The organism is Nitratireductor sp. WH36-1 (assembly GCF_058725515.1).
Genome location: NZ_CM178970.1, coordinates 3,272,740 through 3,294,363, shown reverse-complemented (window position 1 = coordinate 3,294,363; position 21,624 = coordinate 3,272,740). Strand labels below are relative to the sequence as shown.

19 protein-coding genes and 1 pseudogene are annotated in these 21,624 nt (G+C 56.7%); 12 read left to right on the top strand and 8 right to left on the bottom strand.

Annotated features, from left to right (window positions below; all coding sequences use genetic code 11):
* Window positions 1–2: 2 nt before the first annotated feature.
* Window positions 3–618: pseudogene (locus tag AC4PTT_RS15915) on the bottom strand (integrase core domain-containing protein); the annotation flags it as partial.
* Window positions 546–800 (bottom strand): hypothetical protein, encoded by a 255-nt coding sequence (locus AC4PTT_RS15910; RefSeq protein WP_492162627.1) that lies wholly within the window; start codon window positions 798–800, stop codon window positions 546–548. The pseudogene AC4PTT_RS15915 and the gene AC4PTT_RS15910, both read right to left, overlap by 73 nt.
* A 394-nt stretch (window positions 801–1,194) precedes the next feature.
* Here AC4PTT_RS15910 and AC4PTT_RS15905 point away from each other — a divergent pair, with 394 nt between their 5' ends.
* The 6 genes from AC4PTT_RS15905 to AC4PTT_RS15880 all read left to right on the top strand — a co-directional run bounded on the left by AC4PTT_RS15905 (window position 1,195) and on the right by AC4PTT_RS15880 (window position 6,849).
* Window positions 1,195–2,130: a glycosyltransferase gene (locus AC4PTT_RS15905; RefSeq protein ID WP_492161625.1), complete on the top strand. Its 936-nt coding sequence runs from the start codon at window positions 1,195–1,197 to the stop codon at window positions 2,128–2,130.
* A gap of 40 nt (window positions 2,131–2,170) precedes the next feature.
* A complete protein-coding gene (gene rfbA, locus AC4PTT_RS15900; protein WP_492161624.1) occupies window positions 2,171–3,031 on the top strand; it encodes a glucose-1-phosphate thymidylyltransferase RfbA in 861 nt (286 codons plus the stop codon).
* Window positions 3,032–3,042: 11 nt separating this feature from the next.
* Window positions 3,043–3,615, top strand: coding sequence for a dTDP-4-dehydrorhamnose 3,5-epimerase (gene rfbC / locus AC4PTT_RS15895; RefSeq protein ID WP_492161623.1), 573 nt, complete (start codon window positions 3,043–3,045; stop codon window positions 3,613–3,615).
* Window position 3,616: 1 nt separating this feature from the next.
* The gene (rfbB, locus tag AC4PTT_RS15890) at window positions 3,617–4,672 is read left to right on the top strand and encodes a dTDP-glucose 4,6-dehydratase (RefSeq protein ID WP_492161622.1); all 1,056 of its coding nucleotides are present in this window, start codon (window positions 3,617–3,619) and stop codon (window positions 4,670–4,672) included.
* Window positions 4,673–4,690: 18 nt separating this feature from the next.
* Window positions 4,691–5,590: a dTDP-4-dehydrorhamnose reductase gene (gene rfbD / locus AC4PTT_RS15885; protein ID WP_492161621.1), complete on the top strand. Its 900-nt coding sequence runs from the start codon at window positions 4,691–4,693 to the stop codon at window positions 5,588–5,590.
* Between the two features lie 218 nt (window positions 5,591–5,808).
* Window positions 5,809–6,849 carry a hypothetical protein gene (locus AC4PTT_RS15880; protein ID WP_492161620.1) on the top strand — a complete coding sequence of 347 codons (1,041 nt, stop codon included), beginning with the start codon at window positions 5,809–5,811 and terminating at the stop codon, window positions 6,847–6,849.
* Between the two features lie 39 nt (window positions 6,850–6,888).
* Here the strand turns inward: AC4PTT_RS15880 and AC4PTT_RS15875 are convergent, their stop codons facing one another.
* The 4 genes from AC4PTT_RS15875 to AC4PTT_RS15860 form a co-directional block, all read right to left on the bottom strand.
* On the bottom strand, window positions 6,889–8,898 hold the full coding sequence (locus AC4PTT_RS15875; protein WP_492161619.1) for a glycosyltransferase: 2,010 nt from the start codon (window positions 8,896–8,898) through the stop codon (window positions 6,889–6,891).
* A 150-nt stretch (window positions 8,899–9,048) separates the two neighbouring features.
* Window positions 9,049–10,326 (bottom strand): NDP-hexose 2,3-dehydratase family protein, encoded by a 1,278-nt coding sequence (locus tag AC4PTT_RS15870; RefSeq protein WP_492161618.1) that lies wholly within the window; start codon window positions 10,324–10,326, stop codon window positions 9,049–9,051.
* Between the two features lie 96 nt (window positions 10,327–10,422).
* Complete coding sequence (locus AC4PTT_RS15865) at window positions 10,423–11,460, bottom strand: glycosyltransferase 61 family protein (RefSeq protein WP_492161617.1); 1,038 nt, start codon at window positions 11,458–11,460, stop codon at window positions 10,423–10,425.
* A gap of 643 nt (window positions 11,461–12,103) precedes the next feature.
* Entirely contained in the window at window positions 12,104–13,045 is a 942-nt protein-coding gene (locus tag AC4PTT_RS15860) for a sulfotransferase family protein (protein ID WP_492161616.1), read from the bottom strand.
* Between the two features lie 360 nt (window positions 13,046–13,405).
* On the opposite strand from AC4PTT_RS15860, the gene AC4PTT_RS15855 reads away from it, so the two are divergent.
* The gene (locus tag AC4PTT_RS15855) at window positions 13,406–14,188 is read left to right on the top strand and encodes an ABC transporter permease (protein ID WP_492161615.1); all 783 of its coding nucleotides are present in this window, start codon (window positions 13,406–13,408) and stop codon (window positions 14,186–14,188) included.
* Between the two features lies 1 nt (window position 14,189).
* Window positions 14,190–14,951 (top strand): ABC transporter ATP-binding protein, encoded by a 762-nt coding sequence (locus tag AC4PTT_RS15850; protein WP_492161614.1) that lies wholly within the window; start codon window positions 14,190–14,192, stop codon window positions 14,949–14,951.
* 164 nt (window positions 14,952–15,115) lie between these two features.
* Here the strand turns inward: AC4PTT_RS15850 and AC4PTT_RS15845 are convergent.
* Both AC4PTT_RS15845 and AC4PTT_RS15840 read right to left on the bottom strand, forming a co-directional pair.
* Window positions 15,116–16,227, bottom strand: a protein-coding gene (locus AC4PTT_RS15845; RefSeq protein WP_492161613.1) for an IS3 family transposase whose coding sequence is annotated in 2 segments (ribosomal slippage) — window positions 15,116–15,975 and window positions 15,975–16,227 — 1,113 coding nt in all. Because the reading frame shifts where the segments join, the coding sequence is not laid out codon by codon here.
* Window positions 16,228–16,399: 172 nt separating this feature from the next.
* Complete coding sequence (locus AC4PTT_RS15840) at window positions 16,400–17,125, bottom strand: GntR family transcriptional regulator (protein ID WP_492161612.1); 726 nt, start codon at window positions 17,123–17,125, stop codon at window positions 16,400–16,402.
* A 156-nt stretch (window positions 17,126–17,281) separates the two neighbouring features.
* Between AC4PTT_RS15840 and AC4PTT_RS15835 the strand changes: the two genes are divergently transcribed.
* The 4 genes from AC4PTT_RS15835 (at window position 17,282) to AC4PTT_RS15820 (ending at window position 21,620) form a co-directional block, all read left to right on the top strand.
* Window positions 17,282–18,403 carry a cupin domain-containing protein gene (locus tag AC4PTT_RS15835; protein WP_492161611.1) on the top strand — a complete coding sequence of 374 codons (1,122 nt, stop codon included), beginning with the start codon at window positions 17,282–17,284 and terminating at the stop codon, window positions 18,401–18,403.
* Between the two features lie 16 nt (window positions 18,404–18,419).
* Entirely contained in the window at window positions 18,420–19,364 is a 945-nt protein-coding gene (locus tag AC4PTT_RS15830; RefSeq protein WP_492161610.1) for a fumarylacetoacetate hydrolase family protein, read from the top strand.
* 35 nt (window positions 19,365–19,399) lie between these two features.
* On the top strand, window positions 19,400–20,584 hold the full coding sequence (locus tag AC4PTT_RS15825; protein ID WP_492161609.1) for an ABC transporter substrate-binding protein: 1,185 nt from the start codon (window positions 19,400–19,402) through the stop codon (window positions 20,582–20,584).
* Window positions 20,585–20,705: 121 nt separating this feature from the next.
* Window positions 20,706–21,620 (top strand): branched-chain amino acid ABC transporter permease, encoded by a 915-nt coding sequence (locus AC4PTT_RS15820; protein WP_204360788.1) that lies wholly within the window; start codon window positions 20,706–20,708, stop codon window positions 21,618–21,620.
* Window positions 21,621–21,624: the final 4 nt, after the last annotated feature.

Below are 21,624 nucleotides of genomic sequence, written 5' to 3'. Positions count from 1 at the left end.
CTTCAAGTGCCGAAGATGGCGACATCCCAGGTGTTCAGTCCCGGCATCCGGTGGATCGGATTTAGGATGAAAGTGCCTGGCTCCGATGTCCATATCTCGCAGAGATATTCATAGGGCGTGAGGCTGCTGGGGGGGGGCTTGAGCCTGCGCGCATGGTTGTGGGCCGCCACGAAGTCGGCGAGATGGGCGCGGAGTTGGTTGTGACTGTCGTAATGGAACCGTTTGATGGTCGCGATCCTTGATCGTCCGGTTTAATCTTTCGACCTGACCGTTGGTCCAAGGAGGATTGGGCTTTGTAAGGCGGTGTTCGATCCCATTAGCCTCACGGATCATGTCGAAGCGCATGGGCCTGGAGTAGATGGTCTTGCGGTTTCGAGGCTGCTCGGCGAACTGAATGCCGTTGTCGGTGAGAATGGTGTGGTCCTGATTTGGCACGGCCTCGAGCATGTGCTGCGTGAACTTCGACCGCTTTGGCTTGTCGCCTTCCACGTCAGGCAACCGAGAGATGCCGAGGCGCTGCAGGCACTGCTGCGGCGCTGAGCGTGTCAGATGTGGGATCGATGGCTGCAGCGCGTAAAGACAATCATCCAGCGGCAGTAGCGTGTGTCGCCGAAACGCCCGATGTGATTTGCGTCTTCGCAGGCCTCCATTGCGACAATACAGCTTGGCAATTCCGCCAAGCAATCCAGCAGCGGGACCCGTTTGAGATGTCTGCGAAAAATTACAGGGCCGCTGGCATCAAGCCCCGCAAGGCCACAAACCGACTTGCCCAGATCAATCCGACGAACCGTGATGTCCATCAGAATGCTCCTTCTTCTTCATCATTACGCGCAACAATAGCTGCATCTCGGTGGGAAGGCAGTTCATCCCATTAGCTCAAGGAGTGTGGCTGGAGCGCATGCTGACCCGAAAGCCACCCATGCTTGTCGCCGTTGCGCTCGCCAACAAGTCGACGATATAGAGGGGCCAGAGGCATTCTGCGCGCCACCACTATGGCGCTACAGGCTTCATGCAAAGGCGGATGGGGTTGAAACTCGGATAAGTCGGGGAAGCGGCATGCCCGGGAACGATGCGAACGCCCTGATGTTGCGCCAGTTGCTCGAATCGTGCGCTTAGTCGCAGTGTCTTCTAACCGACTCGCGGGCTGGTTGAGATGGTGCGCAGCGCATTGCGGAATGGGAGTTTGGTAGAGAAATGAATGGCAAATCCAGCGATTTAACAATCCTGATGGCCACCTATGAAGGTGAAGAGTTTCTCGCGCCCCAGATTGAGTCCTTTGCAAATCAGGTTGGAACGAGCATCCGCCTCGTGGTTTCCGACGACAGTCAGTCAAACCGAACGCGCAAGGCGTTGGGCCGCCTGACACATGGGATCGCCAATATCGACCTGCATTACTCCGAAGGGCCTAAAAAAGGCTTTGCCGAAAATTTCCGGGCCCTTCTGCTCAACGCTCTGCCCGAAACGGAATTCTACGCCTTCAGCGACCAAGACGATATCTGGGTCGCAGACAAGTCGCAGAGATCTCTTGACTGGCTTCGCCAACAGCCAAGCGATGTGCCTGCGCTCTATTGTGGTCGAACGCGTATGATCGATCGCGATGGTCGGGATATCGGTCGCTTGTCTCCGCTCTTCGCGCATCCTCCGGCTTTTGAGAATGCGCTGGTCCAGTCCATTGCTGGCGGCAACACGATGACCATGAATCGCGAAGCTTTCAATATCCTGAGGCGCTCGCTTGCCAAGGGGCCCCCGGTGAGTCACGATTGGTGGGCCTACATTATGGTCAGCGGGAGCGGCGGCATCGTCAAATACGACCCGGAGCCATTGACCCTCTACCGACAGCACGGTGGTAACCTTATCGGCGAGAACCGTTCTTACTTTGCCCGATTGACGCGATTACGCATGGTCTGGGACGGCACGTGGGGGCGTTGGCAAGACCAGCACCTGGCATTGCTTGATGACAATCTTGGCCAACTCACCGCCGAAGCGCACGCCGCCTTGCAATCCTTCAAATCGGCGCGGGCACAGTCACATTTCGAACGCTTGAATTGGCTAAGGAAATCTGGTGTATGGAGGCAGACGAAGGCAGGCACAGCTTCATTGTATCTTGCGTCACTAATGGGACGCCTTTAAAACACTTTCAAAGACATCAGCAATTGATAGGTAGGCTATTTTGAAGGGCATCATACTGGCAGGCGGATCGGGTTCGCGACTTTTCCCTTGTACCATCGCTGTTTCCAAGCAATTGTTGCCCGTTTACGACAAGCCGATGATTTACTATCCATTGTCGGTGCTGATGCTGTCTGGTATTCGCGACATTCTGGTGATCACTACACCACATGACGCCGCGCAATTTACTTCGCTTCTCGGTGATGGCTCTAATTTTGGCGTCAATATTACCTATGCAACGCAAGCGGCACCCAACGGGCTGGCGGAAGCGTTCATCATTGGCAAAGAGTTTGTCGGAAACGACAGTGTCGCGCTGATCCTGGGCGACAACATTTTCTACGGCGCTGGCCTCTCACGAACTTGCCAGGCAGCAATCGGGAACAAAGAAGGCGCAACGGTGTTTGCCTATCAGGTGGTTGATCCGGAGCGCTATGGTGTTGTCGAATTTGATCAGAATAGACGGGCAATCTCGATTGAAGAAAAGCCGGCCAAGCCAAAGTCTAATTGGGCTGTAACTGGCCTCTATTTATATGATAATGATGTCCTTGATATTGCCGCGAGCATCAAGCCTTCCGCGCGCGGGGAGCTGGAGATTACGGATGTGAACCGGAGTTACCTGGAGTGTGGCAAGCTGCAGGTTGAAAAGTTCGGCCGGGGTTATGCTTGGCTCGATACCGGTACCCACGACAGCCTGCATGAGGCGAGTGCATTCGTACGCACAATAGAGCATAGGCAAGGCATCAAGATCGCCTGCCCTGAGGAAATTGCATTCTCTAATGGGTGGATTGACGCTGGGATGGTTGAAACTCGCGCCCAAGCACTTGGGAAGACCAATTACGCGACGTATCTGCGAAGCCTGATTTGAGTGGTTTATTTATGGCAACTGTCAACGAAACCTCAATCTCTAACGTCCTAGAAATCATACCAGATCGCTTCATTGATCCCCGTGGATTTTTTTCCGAGACTTACAGCGTCCGCCGTCTTGCTGAATACGGTATTCATGAGACGTTCGTTCAGGATAATCACTCGCATTCCCGATATCGCGGTGTACTGCGCGGGCTCCACTTCCAGAGGGCTCCCTATGGGCAGGCCAAGCTGATCTGGGTGACGTCGGGCTCGATCTTCGACGTCGCCGTGGACATCAGAAAAGGGTCCCCGACCTACGGACAGTGGGTGGGCTTCGAGATTTCGGCCGAGAAGGGCAATCAGGTGTTTATGCCCCAAGGCTTTGCGCATGGTTTTGTCACGCTCGAGCCCAACACGGACATTTTTTACAAGGTGTCGAACTACTATGCGCGGGGCGAAGAGCGGGCAATTCGCTATGATGACCCCCAAATAGGGATCGACTGGCCTTTGGATCTCGAGACATTGGTTGTCTCAGACAAGGACCGGGATGCAATGCATCTGGCCGATGTGGACAACAATCACGAATACTCAGGAGGTGCATGAAGTGCGCATACTCGTTACCGGAGGCGCCGGTTTCATCGGATCGGCGGTGTGTCGGCACCTCGTGAAAGAAAATCACGAGGTCATCAATGTCGACAAACTCACCTATGCCGGAAATCTGGCTTCGCTGAAGGAAATCGAGGGGCGCAAGAACTATACGTTCGTGCAGGCCGACATATGCAATATGGACAAGATTTTCGAGATCATGAAGACGCATGATGTCGACGGCGTCATGCATCTTGCTGCGGAAAGCCACGTGGACAGGTCCATCGATGGCCCTGGTGTATTCGTTGATACCAATGTTGTCGGCACCGTTTCGATGCTGCGCGCCGCGACCAAGTATCGTGACACCCTTCGGGCAGATCGGCGCGACAGTTTTCGCTTTCATCACGTCTCCACCGACGAAGTCTATGGTGATCTACCGTTTGATGGCGGCCTCTTCACCGAGACGACGCCATATGCTCCCTCGTCGCCATATGCTGCTTCCAAGGCCGCGTCGGACCATTTTGTGCGCGCTTGGCATCACACCTATGGTTTGCCGATCCTGATCACCAATTGCTCCAACAACTATGGTCCGTATCACTTCCCGGAAAAGCTTATTCCACTCGTAACGCTGAGTGCGCTCGATGGTCGCGAGTTGCCGATCTATGGCCGCGGCGAGAATGTGCGCGACTGGCTCTATGTCGACGACCACGCGAGGGCACTGACGCTTGTCATCACATCGGGCAAGGTTGGGGAAACCTACAACATCGGCGGTAACAACGAGCGCACGAATCTCAGCGTCGTTGAGACCATCTGTGACATCCTCGATCAAAAGAAGCCGCGGACAGATGGAAATTCCTATCGCGAGCAGATCGCATTCGTAACCGACCGGCCAGGCCACGACCGGCGCTATGCGATCGACGCGACGAAAATCCGCACAGAGTTGGGCTGGCAACCTGAGGAGACTTTCCAAACCGGCATCGCCAAGACCATTTCCTGGTTCATCGACAACTCTTGGTGGTGGGCCCCTCTGCGCGATGCCCAAGAGGCTCTCAAGCGGCGAGGCGGGACGCAATAAGCGCCCCGGCAGCGGATCGTGAGAATTCTCGTCACTGGCACACAAGGGCAGGTGGCTACGGCCCTGAAGCACCGTTGTGCCCAGCGTGATGACATGGAACTGATCGCAATCGGTCGACCAGAGCTGGACCTCGACCAGCCCGAAAAAATTGGCAAGACACTTGCCTCCTATCGGCCGGACATTGTCGTCTCTGCGGCGGCGTGGACAGCGGTTGACTTGGCCGAGGATAAGCCGAGCGCCGCTATGCGCACCAACGGAGAGAGTGCTGGACAGGTCGCTCGAGGCGCGGCAATGGTTGGTGCACCGGTGATCCATCTTTCCACCGACTATGTATATGACGGCTCAAAATCGTCTGCTTGGGTTGAGGATGATCCGGTCAATCCATTGTCGGTCTACGGTAGGACGAAACTGGCAGGCGAGCTGCGCGTCGCCGAGGAGAACCCGCGGCACATAATTCTACGCACAGCTTGGGTGTACTCGCCTTTCGGCAAGAATTTTGTTAAGACGATGCTGCACCTTGCGCAAAAACGCCGTGAGCTCACAATCGTTGATGATCAGTACGGGTGCCCGACGTCGGCCTTTGAGATTGCGGATGGCGTGCTTGCTGTCGCTCAGAAGCTGGCGGCGACCGGCGATGCTGGTGCTGATACATCGGGTATCTATCACCTCGCCGGCACTGGCACTGCGACCTGGTGTGATCTGGCACGAGAAACGTTCCGCCAGAGCGAGGCATTGGGCCTGCCATCGGCGCGGGTTAAGCCTGTCGGGACACACGCGTTCCCCACAAAGGCGATCAGACCCAGAAACTCACGTCTGGACTGCTCAAAGCTGGAAGACGCCTTTGGCTTTCGGAGCTCGCCATGGTTTGTGTCTCTGAATCACTGTCTGAAGGCGATCTCGCTGGATAGTCGGGATTGAGCTTCTCAGTGGGACTTGCTTGATCCCGCGGTTATTTGCACTAAGAATCATAGCCAGCAAAACTTATGCTCGGCACATAGCAGTTGGCGGCGATGCAGCCTGAGACGGTGGTGCCATAGCAGCTATACCCCATATCATTTCGGGCATAGCCTAAACTGGTTGATGACCTTCGGCCAACATTTAAGTCGTACGAGACATTTGGGAAAGAGGTGTGTCAGTTGCCCAGAAAAGTCGCAGACGCCGATACTGAGACGCTTGTAGGAACCGATAACGTTGCTGACGCTGTCCCCGACGCTGACGTCCATGCCGATCCAGACGGTCTGGAGTCTGAGGCCAAAACCGAGACACTTCCGGATACCGAAGCTATAGCCGAAGCAAACGTGGCAACGGACAGCGAGGCTGAAGTTGCCGCTGAGGCTAGCGCGGAAGTTAAGGCTTCTTCGGCAGTTGAGGTCGACGCGGAAGCTGACATTGTAAAGCCGGTAAAGGCTCCCAAGCGGCCTGCGCGCCAACCGCGTCCAAAGTTTTACCGTTTCGCGCCTGTCGACCGCCTGGAGCGCGAGCGTGTGCTCCGTGACGAGCGATATACCGATGGGTCGCAGGACGAGCTGACGTTTATCCACATAGGCAAATGTGGCGGGTATTCGGTTGCAGATGCGCTGGCCAGCAGCCCTGAAATCCAGAGCCGCTTTCGAAGCGTCAAGCGGATCCACTTGCGCCCACCTTACTATCAGAGCAATGCGCGGTATCTCCTTGTGCTCCGAAACCCGATCGACCGGCTTATATCCGCCTTCGCCTGGCGCTACGAAAAAGTTGTCGTAGAGAAATCTCGGGAGTTTCAGTATCCTGGAGAGTTCGAGGCGCTGACGAAGTACGAGAACCTGAACAACCTCGCGGAAAGCCTCGTGAGAGACGGTCGCCTTTCAAATGATGCCATGCGATCCATGTTGGAAATCACACATTTCCGACATGACATTTCATATTACCTAACCGGTCTGCTCGAGCATCTGTCGGCAGAACAGATCTTTGGCGTCTTTACACAGGGCAATCTGGGCGCAGACATAGAGGAATTTCTCGGCGTTCGGGATGTCGGCCGCCAGAACGTCAGCGCGGATGTCCTGTTTGAAAAGAACATGTCCTTGAGCAGCGTCGCGCGGGAAAACCTCAAACTGATTTTCGCCCGCGATTATGAGTGCATCAGGTCTCTAAACGCGCTCTATCCGCTTGGCGATGAGACGATGGCCGCGCTTATGGCGTAGGGGTGGCACCGCCCGGAAGAGCGGGACGCAGCACTCGTCCTAACTGTAGAGCTTCAAGGCCCTGTCGCGCATCTGTGCTAGGATCGGATTGTTTTGCATTGACTGTATGAGACGGTTGAGGCGGTCGGTTCCGTGCATATCGCGGAGTTTGGCGCTGCCGGCCGTCATGAGGGACTTGCGCCTTACGTTATTCGAATAGCTCTTCGATTTTGCATGGAAGACGAAAGCGTCGATGGCGATGTTCAGGCGAAAGCCGTTCTCTGCAGCCCGGATGCAAAAGTCGTTTTCTTCCCCATAGCCGTATGGGAAAGCCTCTTCGTCAAAACGCCCGATCTTTTCGAATACTTCATGCTTTATGCACATACAGAAGCCGTGGACCAATGGGACGCCAGGCGCTGGAAGGCCTACGGAATTTTTGGCGCACCACGCATCCATGTCATCGACCGAATAGCCGGTTGGAAGCGCATTGACCGCTGTCTGCCCGGCCGCGCTGAGGTGATGCGGAATAGACTGGTAGCTTGCGGCATTGGAGAGGGGCCCAACGACGCCGCAGCCTTCCAGCTTATTCATGCAGGCAAGCATCTTCTGAATGGCCTGCGCTCCGACGATGGCATCGCTGTTAAGAAGAACAACGTGCTCTGCGGTTGAGAGCGAAATCGCCTTGTTGGCCGCTTTGGTATAGCCTGTGGCTTTGTCATTGCGATGCAGAACAACGTTGTGATGGGACGAGGCGAAGTGCTCTAGCCAATGCTGCGTTTCCTCCTCTGAGCCGTCATCGACAATGATGATGTGCTGAACGCATTGCTGGCCGTTTCTGACCACGCTAGCCAGACAGTCTTTCACATCGTCCAGTGCGTTATGAACACAGACCAGAACATCTGCCGTCGTTTGAACGCTGCGCGTAGTGGCGATTGCGTTGAGGTCGAATTCAGGCTTGGTCGCGTTGTCGGCATTGGCCTGCCGCCCTTCGTGACCATGACTTGAGAAGAATGCGAACGCGGGATAGCTGCGAACGCATGTTGGACGCTGCGCCAACGGCAGGAAGGCGGTCTTGGTGTTATCCACTGCATAGTTGAACGACAGCTGATCGCGATAGGAGCCCGGGTCAAGCTCCGCCCACCAGCGCGTCAAGGCGTCCCTCAATTCTGGATGCCGGAGATTGTAGATAACAAAATTGCTCTCGACCAACTGATCGGTCAGGAAACCCTCTTCGCTGTAGCGTTTGATCTGACGGAGGATTGTATCCGCGTTGTCTTTGTTCTGTTCGATGCAGGCCTTGGCCTCGTCATAGACATCGCTTCGGGTAGGGTGAAGGAAGGTTCCGATTGGCAGGCCGGAAGAAAGAACGGCCTCGATTAGGGGCGTGATATCGTCACGGATCATGACATTGCCGTCGTGCCAAACGGCGACATCATGGTTGGGGAACAGCATGTGTGGGTGAAGCTTGACGAAGCGGGCACGGCGGGTCGGAGACGCATCGAAATAGGGCACAGGCAGATTAAGGCCGCGAACCGCAATGGGGGCGTCGGTGAAGGTGAAATAGTCCGCATCGGCAAGGTAATGCTCATAAGGCAATACCGCGTCATAGCCGCCGGTGACAGCGCGAAAAATCGCGATCTTCCTTTGGTCCGTCCGGTGATCAAGATAGTTCTGATAAAGTGCTTCGTACTCGCTTGTGGGCTTGAACTGGTAAGGGGCCGTTTTGTCGTAGAGGCTCGCACGTGCGGGTTGGTCCACAAGCGGTTCAAACTCGGTATGGGCACCTAGTCGACGGTATATCTTCGCAACGAAGCCTTTCGGGCCACTGCGCTTCAACTCGCTGACGGATTGCCGGAATGTGTTGCGCAACCCGCCCTGCATCCTGACGGCGCTCTCAAGATTAGAGCCCAGCCGACGAATGAGCGCCTTGGTCAGGGAGAACAGGCTCCCCTCACGCAGCATTTGACGAAATGCGTTTTGCCGGAGTTTGGTCTCTTCTGCGGCGGCCTTCACCTCAGCAAACTTCTGCCGACTCACATGCACATTGGGAGTTTGGCTATCGAGTGGCATGCTGTGGGGCTTCCTGATCGTCGCAGACCTCATCTGCATTATGCGCCTGTTCCTTTGGCCACCAGTTAGCATAAGACTTTTCAGAAGCCTTATACCTTTCCGGTGGCCAACAAGTCTGCCAGATCTGGCACCTGCAGGTTTAACTTTAACCTACGCCGGGCGAGCGCCGCCCAAGGTCTTTGGATTGAGCTCATCCACGATACCGCAGGCCATGACCCGCAGCTGGATGGAGATGATATTCGAGGCAAGGAACAACTGTTTCATCTGACCAGGCGTCACCCAGAACTCGTTGGCGGCCGGCACATAACTGTCATCGACGTTGCGGATCTCGAAGGTGCTTTCGTGGTTGATGAAGCGGCCGCCTTCTTCGGAGTGTTCGAATGTGCGGTAGAGCGTGCCCACCCGATCAACAACCGAAGTGTCACCGCCTGGATGCACAACGCGGCTCGGCGCGATAATCGTTTGATTATCTATGCCATAGTCCTCGCGTACGCTAAGCAAGTATTGTGGGCCGGCAGCTGTTTCCTTGCGGTAAAGAACCACAAGACCAGCTGACTCAACGCCGATCAGTGGCTGCACCCAGGTGGAGACCTCACGGGTGAGTGCTGTGCATTCAAAGAGATTGAGATTGCGCTTGTGCGTACCGGTGGGCTCAAGGCCCGAGGGAACCACACGCCAGTTCTTGAGCTCGTGAATGGAGGTCAGCAGGTACTGCTCTTTCGCCTGGGACTTTCTCTTGAAGTAGTACTCCAGGAGTGCTGTCGGCGGTGCATCGGTCGAACGTTCGCCAGTGACGTAGTAGTCCCAGTCGAACATGGCCGTGAGCGAACGCAGGTCCGTGTTGAGGAAGAATGGCTCGAGCGACATTTCCGCCAGAACAGAGACCGGCACCCAGGTTGTGTTCAGCGTCGTGGGTAGAAACGTGTCGGTCTCGATGTAATTGTGGGTCTTGCTCTTCTGGTAGTAGAGCTCACCCAGGTCCACCTGCATGGTGAAGCTCATCAGGCGCGACCCAGAGGGATAAGACTGGAAATGGTTCAGGAAGTCGGTGTCCTTACCGCCGTGCAACTTCATATAGTTGGCTGCCGTCGATTGGATCGTGGGACCATACTGCACGACGCCAGTGTTGCCGGGCTCTGCGCGCGCCTGAACGCAGGTGTAAACCACGCCTTCGTGCTTGGTGATGAGCAACCCGGTGAGCGCGCTCTGTGGCTGATATAGGAGGATCGACTCAAAGTCTTCCGCATTCGCCTGGGTTAACCCGAGCACATGGAAAAAGCCGCCGCTCCGGTGCGAAACAGCGCCATCCTTCACAAACCAGTCTTTGCTGGTTTCGAAGGGGATGACTTTCAACGAGAAGTTGCTCTTCGCCAAATTGTCGTCGCGATGCTGCCGGAGCGCGTCAGCTGTTTCGCAAGTATGGATCATAATTTTACCACCAAATTCGCCTACGGGACTTTCTGGGATCTGCGGGTCGTTACGTGTGCCCGCGGTTATAGTTTGATTTTTGACCAAGTATCAAGCTTAGAGCTGGTCATCGATCTCCCGCCGCAGGCGATAGAGACTTGGATTGTTTCCGTCCGCGGCAAAAACGGTAATCGAGGAGATGCCAAGGAAGCGCCCAAAACGCTGATAAACAGGCGTCGAGCGCATGGTGCTTGGCGTGACGACAAACATCTTGGATCCCGGCTTCATCCAGAAGGTGTTCGAAAGCTCGGCGCCCTTGATGCCAATAACGGTATCGACATCGTAGAATTTCCTAATCTGGGTAAAGATGTTGTCAGAGCCTGGCTCGTACTTTTCGATATTGTGCCCTTTTGCCTTAAAGAACTCGAAAGCCTCGTCAATGTCGACCATTGTGCGACGTGACGCGCCGTATTTTTTGGCTTCGGCCTGTCCGTTTTCGCTGTAGTATTCCGGCTCAGGGGAGCGGCATAGGAGCAGGCACTTAAGGTCGCGCTTTTTCTTCCGCTTCTTCCGCGAGCCAGCTGTCGGCGCTGCCTGTGCAGCAGCAACGTGCTTGCGCGAGGGCGCTGTTGGCTCCTTGCGAGAGGCCGCGACCGGCTTTTTGGGCGAAATGGCGATAGGTGTCTTGCCTACGATGGCGCGGATAACGTTAATGCTGTGCAGAAGCATCTGCTGGCAAACCCTGAGATACGCCGGGCCGGGCCTTTGAAGAAACCTGATGATGGCCTTCTTCAGCCCATGTGTGACTACAGGGCCGTTTACGTTCAATTCGCCCTCAGCGGGCCTAAGCATGGTCGACTCTGCCGCTTCGGAACCGATGACGCGGCCAAGCACCCACGTGCGAACCAAGCGCAGTTCATTCTGGAATTTCTGCAGAAAGCCCTGTTCGTTCAACACGCTCTTCAGAAACTCGTTTTCGCGGTATACCTTGGTGGAGCCACGGAAGCTGTGCTCATCTTCAAACAGAACGCTGTCGAAGTTGATCATGATGTCCCAGCGCGGCACATGCGTTGGATTTGCGCTGAATTCCTCGGCCTTTTTGAACGTAATGTCGTTTGTGATCAGGCTGAACAGGTCCTTGGACACAGTGTTCATGACTGGGCCGCAGTCCTCAAGAATGAGGCTATAAGCGCCGGGCTCGCGCTCTGTCGTTGTAATGGCTACATGCATCCCAGGAAGCACATAACCCCAAAAGAAATGGAAGAAGTGTTCTTTTGATCCGTACTCCCCATATTTAGGGCTATACTTTAGTTCCAGAACTATATTGCCGCTCATAGCCTACCAATACAGATTTTTGTGCAGTGAAAAGTCGTGTGAATTATTGGGTGATCCGCAATTAGGCGACCTCAGCATACCCAATTCGTAGAGACCTATTGCCACTTAGTTGTGGTCATTGCAAGTTTATCGTGTGCCCCATGCTCGTAACCCTATTTCGTCGGTGGGGATGCAAGTTCAGGTGTGGCAAAAATATTCAATTCCCATAGTAGGTTGCCCTCCGGTGGCTCTGTTCTGACGGGGGAGTGCGCGCCCGTTATGGGGAGGCAGCATTTTATGGCAACGATGACACAGGGTTCTGGTCGACGCATCGTGATGTGAGGTGGGAGGTTGCCATAGGGCCCCACGGAAAACGGCGCAGACATTAATTTGTTCGATCTACGACTGCAATACAGTGTTTGCCAAACGTGATTTTGCCTACCGTATTACGAACAGAAGGGATCTCATGGTCACAACGCGGTGGTCACCTCTTGACTCTTGAAGTCAGGGAGAAAGCGATCCTATCCAGGAAGCGTGCGAGCTTCAGCACCTTTCGTGAACGAATGGCGGCGCCTGAGGGATCGCCCCCCCTTGATGCCTGGTTTTGCCTTGCGAAAAGATGTTCCAAGTCCTGCAGGACAAATTTATGGCCCCGGGTTGATTTGAGAGCGAGGTCACCCGTCGGCGGTGACTTGTGTTCCAGGAAGTCCCATAGCGCGCGTTGCTCTGCCGTGAGTATCTCCATCTCTTCCGGCTGGACGACAGCTCGTTGAAGCGATCTGTCGATGAAGTCCGCCGACTCTTTCGGCCTCTGAAGCCCCGTAGCGCCCAAATTGGCAAGCTGCTCGACGACGTTTTCGAGGGTGGTTGCAGCGTCTGCGATCAGGTCGTGGTACGAAACCACAATGCACGGGCGGTCCTTGATCGACTGCAGGGCGGCCAGGTTGTAGGCCTCCCAGAGAGCAAGTCCTTGCTGAAGTGATATCTGATTTCGTGTTCTAAGGGATTTCGCGACCTCAATGGGGTTGCGATAGATCAGGATGCAGACCGGGTTGGGGATAAGGTCGACAAGCAGGGGAAGCAGGAGGCAGAGCCGAGGCTCCTTGATAACCCAGGTTGTCTCCTGAGAGAGCTTTTCGACAATACCGGAGAACGTCTGGCGTTTTTGTGCAAGCTGTGCCTGTTCCATCTGGCTGATCTCGAAGTTCGAAATCTTCCACCAGTCCGCATCTGCCGAATGCAGGAGCGCGTCGCAGATCTGACGGACATCCCTGCGCTCGAAAAATCCCTTCTTGTTTTCAACACTAGCCCCTGTGAGTTCGCCACTTTGGCCAACACTGGTCCCTAGAGAATGTAGTGCGCCTGTCAGTGCAGAGGTGCCAGACCTGTGCATGCCCACAACGATCAAACCCGTGCTCTCTTCCAAGGTGTGTTCTCCTGCCTAGCCAGTTGAGGCCTCATGCTCTCCCGAGCGATGCGAACCCCCGATAGTCCGGATGTCATCTTGCTTTAGCTAAAGGCGGATTGGTGAGCAAGGCTGGCGATCTGCGGCGGTACAATGCACCTTTAAGTTGCCTGCGATTCGGTGGATGTTGCTAAGGACATCTTCCCTATGCGACCACTGCCCCTAGTTGTGAAGCGTTGTCCGGCGGTCTGGAGGCAGCGGCGGACCGCATAGCCTTCACATGCACTGCGCCCAGGTGATCCGCGTACCTGCGACGAATGCCGTTTGCTTGAGAGGCCGGATGGGCTAAGTAGCGGCGCACCCGATATTCACGGAGACCTTATGGGCATTTGGCAACGAGTAAGATCGAAACTGTCGGTCGCTGTCCGCTTTTTGCGGATCAGTTACCTCGAAGCGAAATCGGAATACCAAGGGACGAAGTTGGGGCTGGCGTGGGTGCCGGTATCGACTTTGATCTTTACCGCCATGCTTGCTTTGGTGTTTCGCCAGTCCGAGGCTGGCACTCAGGTCGATTTTTTTCTATATGTCCTGGCGGGATACGTGCTTTGGAATTTCATTTCGGATTCCATCGCCGGCAGTGTTGATATCATCCAAAAGCGCCTCGAATTCGCGTTGCATAACAACCTGACCCTGTTTGGATTGTTCCTGAAAACGCTCGCAGATCGGCTATTCGTCTACTCCATAAATGTCCTGTCGCTGGCAATATGCGTTGTGCTCCTCAAGTGGAGTGCACTGGGTTATCAGCTCTTTCTGATCGTGCCATTCGCAATCATAATTACCGCCGCCTCGGTTTCGACCAGTTACCTAGTGAACGTGATCACGATTTACTTTCCGGATATGGCTTTGATGATCAAGACTGCTGTCCGCTTTGTGTTTTTCGCCTCTCCGATATTTTGGATTGCGGACGATGCGGAGGGGGTGCGTGGTCTATTGAGCACCTACAATCCTGCGGCCTATTTCCTGTCGATGTCTCGCCAAGTTTTTGGAATAGAGCCGTTTGCGCTTCATATCTGGCTGATCTCGTCCTTATTAACGCTCTTTTTGGCAGCCGTTGGCATGATCGCCTACCGCCGCACCGAGGGCTTTGTGAGAAACGTCAAATAGCATGGCAAGTATCGAGATAAAGGACGTGTCCGTAAGTTATTTCCTGCGCAGGCGGGGTGGAAAAGCTGAAAAGCAGCTTAGTCGTGGTGCGGTCGGAGGACGCATCGTAGTCGGCGATCACTATCTGGAGATCAACGCACTACGGAACATTTCGCTGTCCCTGAAAACTGGTGATCGCGTCGGCCTAGTCGGCATCAACGGATCTGGAAAGTCGACATTGCTCAAGCTTTGCTCGGGTGCCTTGGCCGTTCAATCGGGAAGCCTCGAAATCGACGGCCGCGTTTCGCCGCAGTTTGCCCTAGGTTCTGGTATCAAGCCCAATCTGACCGGTCGGCGAAATGCTGAGCTCAAGTGTCTCTATATGGGAATATCACAGCGCACGATTCAGGCTCGCGTAGAAGAGGTGAAGCGGCTCAGCGACCTTGGCGGATATTTTGAACTGCCGGTGCACACCTATTCTGCGGGGATGAAGTCACGTCTCGTAATGAGCCTTATGAGCCTCGTGCAGGCGGATATTCTCATCATGGATGAATGGATCAATGCGGCCGATGCTAGCGTCAACGCAGTAGTCAATGACCTCCAGTCGCGACTGATTGAGTCAGCATCGATACTGGTGATGGCCAGCCACTCGCAGCGTGTCCTGCGCGACTGGACGGATTCGCTTCTTTGGTTGGACCAGGGGGAAGTCAAAGGCTTCGGCAACTTCAAAGAAGTTTTCCGCGAATACAAGCATTGGACAGAAAGCAGAAAAAGCGCTCGGTGAACCGCACCGGGTTTGCCGGAGGTTTCAACTCCTGAGTAGGATGAAGCCACGATGAATAAAACTACAGACAATTATTCTCCTGAGGTCCGCGAGTACGCGGTGCTGATGGTGCTGGACAACCAAGGCCAGCACAGCTCCTGGCCTGCTCCCCTGAATGTACCCGTTCACAGGCTAGCGCTGTTCACGTTGTGGTCCATTCGTGACCGGGTTGCAAACTCGTTCGGGGTGAGCCCGTCGAGGCTCGTGTGGGGTCGGTTCAGGTTGTAGTCGATCCTCCATTCTTCGATGATCTCGCGGGCATGCCGGTAGCTGCGGAACAGGTGCTCGTTGAGGCACTCGTCCCTCAGTCTGCCGTTGAAGCTCTCCACAAAACCGTTTTGCATGGGTTTGCCCGGCGCGATGTAGTGCCATTCGACGCTGCGATCCTGCTGCCAGGCGAGCATGGCGTTGGACGTCAGCTCCGTGCCGTTGTCGCTGACAACCATGCAGGGGTAGCCGCGCCGTTCGGCGATCGCATCCAGTTCGCGGGCTACGCGAAGACCCGAGAGCGATGTGTCGGCGACCAAGGCCAGGCACTCGCGGGTGCAGTCATCCACGATTGTCAGGACCCGGAAGCGCCGGCTATCGGTCAACTGGTCCGAGACGAAGTCGAGCGACCATCTCTCGTTCGGGGCCATGGGGATCAGCATCGGCCGCCTTGTGCCCATTGCCCGTTTCCGGCCACCTCGTCGACGTACCGACAGCTTCTCTTCCCGGTAGATGCGGAACAGGCGCTTATGATTGACCACATGCCCTTCGCGGCGCAGCAGGACTTGTAGCCGTCGATAGCCGAACCGTCGCCGCTCATGGGCAATCGCCTTCATCCGCTCGCGCAGAACCACGTCGTCCGTTCTCCTGGTCTGATAGCGCATCGTCATGCGGCAACAGCCAAGGATCTTGCACGCCCGCCGCTCGCTCATTCCAAACGCGATCTGGAGATGTGCGACGGCCTCTCGCTCGACTGCGGGCGGCACCATTTTTTTGACAGAAGGTCTTTCAGCGCAGCGTTGCCGAGCATGCTGTCGGCAAGGAGCCTCTTTAGCTTGGCGTTCTCGTCTTCAAGCGTCTTCAGCCGCTTCGCCTCGCTGATGTCCATGCCGCCATACTTGGCTTTCCACTTGTAGATGCTGGCGTCGCTGACGCCGTGCTTGCGGCACAAATCCGCAACCGGAACACCGGCCTCGTGCTCCTTCAATATGCCTATGATCTGTTCTTCGGAAAATCGGTTGCGCTTCATCTCTGGTCCTTCGCGTGGGGCCAGAGCCTACTTCAACCTGGATTAATTCATTGGGGCAACGTCAGGTCGAAGATATTGGTGTCACGCATTCTTGTCAGTGGCGTGCTACTCATATGGTTCTCCGACGGTGGTGAATGTCTGAAAGTGACGCGTGGGTTGGGCTTTCTTGCGGTTAAGCACCTACTACAGTTGCGACGGGCTGCTTGTCCTGCTCGTAGCGCGTGGACAGGGTCTCTCCCGTGCGCCGATAATGTCTGCACAAGAGGGAGATCGCCTTATCTGTGTCGCGCGCGATGGCCGCTTCCATGATCTCCTGATGCTCCAGCGCGAGATCGCGCGATGGCCGAGCCAGCGGGCCGCCCAGAACCGGGAACCGGTAGCGCTCGGTTTCCACATAGAGCTTGTTAGAGAAATCGAGAAGCCAGTTTGATCGGCAAGCGCTGATGAGCGCATGGTGAAACCGGTGATGCCGGTCTTCCAGCGCCTTCATCTCATCCATTGGCGGCGCGTCCATCTGCTCCAGTTTCCTGGCTTTCAGGGAGAGGCCGTGAAAGGCCGAAATCACCCCTGTCTCCCAGTCGTCGTCTCCGAACTCGATGGCGCGGCGCAGCGCCTCCGCCTCAATGTGGATCCGTGTGTCTACGGCGTCCCACATTTCCGTCAGAGACAAAGGCGCGACGGTGAAGCCGCGCAGCGCGACAGACATGACAAGCCGCTCGCTGTGCAGCCTGTTCAAAGCCTCGCGCAGCGGAGAGTATCCCAGTCCGTATCGCTGTTTGAGGTTATCCAGCCGCAACGGGCTGCCCGCCTGCAGCGTGCCGCTGACGATGTCCCAGCGCAGCTTCTGATACGCTTCTTCCGTTAGCGTGGTTTCACGCGGATTTTTCTTCCCCGACACGTCCTGTTCCTGTTCGCGCTGCTTCGCCTTCTTGGATGGAGAGCAGCATAGCACATCGATGCAAGCAAAAAACGAAAAAATTCATATTTTCGAAAATAAGCGTTTACAGCGAAAATCCTGCTGTTATCCTTCCCCCATTGAAAAGTGGAGGTTGAGATGTCGTCGGGCAGGGAGAACTACCGCGAGGACGTGGCGGGCCGTGCCAATGTGGAGGATACGCCGGAGCTTCTGGCTTATTACGACGAGCTGGAGTCTCTGGAGGCTGGCGCGCTCTGGACCGTCGCCAACAAGATCGAGCCGTGGGAGCCGCAATCCTCTTCCGTACCGATGATCTGGCGCTATCGCGACCTGCGCGAGCATGTCTTGCGCTCGGTCGAACTGGTGACGCCGGAAAAGGCCGGCCGTCGTGTGATCTACCTCAACAATCCGGGCAGGCGCGAATTTGCCGCTGCCGTCGGCTGGCTCTATTCGGGGCTTCAGGTCATGCATCCGGGCGAGGCGGCATCTGCGCACCGGCATTCGGCCTCGGCGCTGCGCTTCATCATGGAGGGTTCGGGCGCTTACACCATCGTCGATGGCCACAAGATGACGCTTAATGCCAATGATTTCGTGTTGACGCCGAATGGCACTTGGCACGAACACGGCGTTGAGGAAAGCGGCAGCCCCTGCATCTGGCAGGATGGGCTCGACATTCCGCTGGTCAACGCACTTGAAGCGAATTTTTACGAAGTTCACCCCGATTTACGACAGGCCGTGGGTTTTGCGGTCGATGATATGACCAAAACCTGGGGCAATCCGGGTCTGACGCCAGGCGGCGGCGTGTGGGAAAAGGGCTATTCGCCGCTCTACAAATATGAGTGGGAGCGTACCTATGAAGCGCTGAAGCGCTATGCCGACGCGACCGACGGCTCACCCTATGATGGTGTGCTGATGGAATATATCAATCCGGTCAACTCCGGTCCGGTCATGCAGACCATCGGCGCTAGCATGCAGATGCTGCGGCCGGGCGAGAAGACGAAAGCTCACCGCCACACGGGCAGCTATCTCTATCAGGTGGCCAAGGGCAAGGGTTACTCGGTCATTGGCGGCAAACGGTTCGACTGGCAGGAGCGCGACATTTTCTGCGTTCCCTCCTGGGCCTGGCACGAGCATGCCAATCTGTCCGATGGCGACGATGCGTGCCTGTTCTGTTTCAACGACCTGCCGGTGATGCGCTCGCTCGGTCTCTACCGGGAAGAAGCGCTGGCCAATAATGGCGGTCACCAACCACAAGACTGATCAAGGACATATCTGAATGCGACTGGTTACCTACAGGGCCTCGGTCGAGGCGCCCGCGCGTCTTGGTGTCATCGAGGGTGAAAGCGTTGTCGACGTGGAAGCGCTGGGCATCGCCTTTGGCGAGGATTTTCCCGCCTCGATGCTGGAATTGATCGACCTTGGCCCGGACGGCCTTGCCGCGCTCCGGCGGCTTCTTGATGAGGCGCGCGGCACCTGGCCGGTGCGCACCACCGTCCCACTCGCCAATGTACGCCTGCTGGCCCCCATCCCGCGGCCGCGCAAGAACATCTTCGGCATTGGTCTCAACTATGTGGAGCATGTGGAGGAATCGAGCCGCACGCTCGACACGTCGCAGGACCTGCCCAAGGAGCCTGTCATCTTCAGCAAGCCGCCTATGGCGGTGATCGGACCGGATGATGCGATCGAGCACAACGCCTCGATCACGCAGCAGCTCGACTGGGAAGTAGAACTCGCTGCTATCATCGGGCGCAAGGCCACCAAGGTGAGCGAGGAAGACGCGCTTTCCTACGTGTTTGGCTACAGCGTGATGATCGATGTCAGCGCGCGCGACAACCGCCGCGCCGGTCAGTGGATTTATTCCAAGGGACAGGACAGCTACGCGCCATTCGGTCCCTGTATCGTCACTGCCGACGAGGTGGGGGACCCGCACGATCTCGACCTCTGGCTGACCGTCAATGGCGAGCGCAAGCAGGGATCGAACACGAAGCACATGCTGTTCAAGATTCCGATGCTGGTCTCCGACATCTCGGCCGCCATCACGCTCGATCCCGGCGACATCATTGCCACCGGCACGCCCGAAGGCGTCGGTGCGGGCCGCGATCCGCAGGAATGGCTGTGGCCTGGCGACGTGGTGGAAGCCTGCGTCGAGGGTATCGGCACGATCCGCCATCCGGTGGTGGCTGTCGGTAATGATTTCTCGCGTCAGCGCAAAGCCGGCTGATCCGGCTGCGTCCAAGCCATCCAAGGGAGGAGAACATGACAATGGGACTTAAGGGCAAGGCAATGCGGACCGGCCTTCTGGCCACTGCGCTGGCAACGGTCATGGCCGCGCAGGCATCGGCGGAAGAGCTGCGCATCGGCTTCATCACAACGCTTTCGACACCGGCGGGCTATATCGGTGAGGACATCCGCGACGCCTTCATGCTGGCCATCGGCGACGATGGCAAGCTGGGCGAAACGCCGGTGGTACTCGAGGTCGAGGACGATGGCCTGAAGCCGGCCAATGCCAAGCAGTCGGCCGACCGTCTTGTGCAGTCGGGCGTCAAGCTGTTCACCGGCGTGAACTTCTCCAACGTGCTTGCCGCCGTGCAGCCGACCGTCATGAAATCGGGTGGTTTCTACGTCAGCGTCAATCCGGGCCCGTCCGTCTTTGCCGGCGAGAAGTGCAACGCGAACTATTTCGTCGCCTCCTACCAGAACGATGCGTTCCATGAGGCAGCGGGCCTGGCGGCCAACAAGCTCGGCTATGGCAAGGTCGTGATCCTCGCGCCCAACTATCAGGCGGGCCGCGATGCGCTGAACGGTTTCAAGCGCACCTATGAGGGCGAAGTGGTGGAGGAGATCTACACCAACCTAAACCAGACCGACTTTTCCGTCGAACTGGCGCGCATTCGCTCGGCTGCACCCGATGCCATCTACCAGTTCCATCCCGGGGGCGCCGGCATCAACTTCGCCAAGCAATACGACAATGCTGGCCTGAAGGACAGCGTGCCCATGCTCGTGCCGGCCTTCTCACTGGATGCACAGATGGTGAAGGCGACGGGCGATGCCGCCGATGGCGTCTATGCCTCGGCGCTCTGGACAACCGAGTTCGACAACGACGCCTCGCGTGATTTCGTCAAACGCTTCGAGGAAGCCTATGGCCGCGCGCCGACCATGTATGCCGAACAGGCCTACGACACGGCAAATCTGATCGCCTCGGCGCTCGACGCGGTGGGCGGAAACATCGACGATGCAGACGCATTCCGCGCCGCACTCGCCAAGGCCGATTTCGAACCGATCCGCGACAAATACAAGTTCGGTCCGAACCAGCATCCAATCCAGAACTATTATCTGACGCGGTTCGAAAAGAACGCCGATGGCGAGATCGTCCAGACGGTGGTGGAGCGCATTGCCGAGAACCATCAGGACGCCTACGCCAAAGACTGCAAGATGGATTAATGGCCAAAGCCGTTTCCTGAACGGAATTGCCCGGCGGCAAAACGCTGCCGTGCGCTCCATCCGCCCCGAAGCGTTCGGGGCGGGCAGCCATCGACTCCAGACCGGCGAGCATTGGAACGCCATGATCCTCTTCATTGAACAGTTGTTGAACGGCCTGCAATATGGCGCGTTCCTCTTCCTGCTGGCCTCGGGCCTGACCCTCGTGTTCGGCATTATGGGGGTGATCAACCTCACCCACGGCACGTTCTATATGATCGGCGCCTATTGCGGCGCACTCACCGTTGCCTCCACGGGTTCGTTTCTCATGGGGCTCTTGGCCGCCATGGCGGGCGCGGGCCTCTATGGCCTTCTTGTCGAAAGCGTCGTGGTGCGATGGCTCTATAATCGCGACCATCTCTACCAGGTTCTGGCGACGCTCGGCCTCATCCTGTTTACCAATGAGGCGGTGACGCTGATTGTCGGCCGTTCCCCGATCTTCATGAACATTCCGCCCTTCCTGGAAGGTTCAGTGACGCTCTTCCCTGGGCTCGCCTATCCGCTGATGCGGGTCGCGCTGATCGCGGTCGGTCTTGCCGTAGCCTTTGGCCTCTGGCTGCTCGTCAACCACACGCGCTTCGGCATGCTCATGCGCGCCGGCGCCGATGACCGGCAGATGGTCGATGCGCTCGGCGTCAACATGCGCGTGCTCTATATGAGCGTTTTCGGTCTCGGCGCGATCCTGTGCGGGCTTGCCGGCATCATGGCGGCGCCGCTGCTCGCCGTCGAGATCGCCATGGGTGAGCGCATCCTCATCACCACCTTCGTGGTCATCGTCATCGGCGGTGTTGGCTCCATACGTGGCGCATTCGTTGGCGCGATGCTGGTTGGCATGGTCGACAGTCTCGGTCGGGCCTATGTGCCGCAGATATTCACGGCGCTTCTGCCCCATTCGGTGGCAGACACGCTTGCTGCCGGTCTCGTCTCAGCGAGCATCTATGTCCTGATGGCGCTTGTTCTCCTTGTTCGGCCCTATGGCCTGTTTCCTGCCCGGAGCTGAACCG

What these genes read in the sequence shown, in the direction of transcription:
- AC4PTT_RS15850 (WP_492161614.1), top strand. Translation starts at nt 14,190, where the DNA reads ATGGCAAGTATCGAGATAAAGGACGTGTCCGTAAGTTATTTCCTGCGC.
- AC4PTT_RS15820 (WP_204360788.1), top strand. Translation starts at nt 20,706, where the DNA reads ATGATCCTCTTCATTGAACAGTTGTTGAACGGCCTGCAATATGGCGCG.
- AC4PTT_RS15865 (WP_492161617.1), bottom strand. Translation starts at nt 11,460, where the DNA reads ATGAACACTGTGTCCAAGGACCTGTTCAGCCTGATCACAAACGACATT.
- AC4PTT_RS15855 (WP_492161615.1), top strand. Translation starts at nt 13,406, where the DNA reads ATGGGCATTTGGCAACGAGTAAGATCGAAACTGTCGGTCGCTGTCCGC.
- AC4PTT_RS15825 (WP_492161609.1), top strand. Translation starts at nt 19,400, where the DNA reads ATGACAATGGGACTTAAGGGCAAGGCAATGCGGACCGGCCTTCTGGCC.
- AC4PTT_RS15905 (WP_492161625.1), top strand. Translation starts at nt 1,195, where the DNA reads ATGAATGGCAAATCCAGCGATTTAACAATCCTGATGGCCACCTATGAA.
- AC4PTT_RS15870 (WP_492161618.1), bottom strand. Translation starts at nt 10,326, where the DNA reads ATGATCCATACTTGCGAAACAGCTGACGCGCTCCGGCAGCATCGCGAC.
- AC4PTT_RS15910 (WP_492162627.1), bottom strand. Translation starts at nt 800, where the DNA reads ATGGACATCACGGTTCGTCGGATTGATCTGGGCAAGTCGGTTTGTGGC.
- AC4PTT_RS15835 (WP_492161611.1), top strand. Translation starts at nt 17,282, where the DNA reads ATGTCGTCGGGCAGGGAGAACTACCGCGAGGACGTGGCGGGCCGTGCC.
- rfbC (WP_492161623.1), top strand. Translation starts at nt 3,043, where the DNA reads ATGGCAACTGTCAACGAAACCTCAATCTCTAACGTCCTAGAAATCATA.
- AC4PTT_RS15875 (WP_492161619.1), bottom strand. Translation starts at nt 8,898, where the DNA reads ATGCCACTCGATAGCCAAACTCCCAATGTGCATGTGAGTCGGCAGAAG.
- AC4PTT_RS15830 (WP_492161610.1), top strand. Translation starts at nt 18,420, where the DNA reads ATGCGACTGGTTACCTACAGGGCCTCGGTCGAGGCGCCCGCGCGTCTT.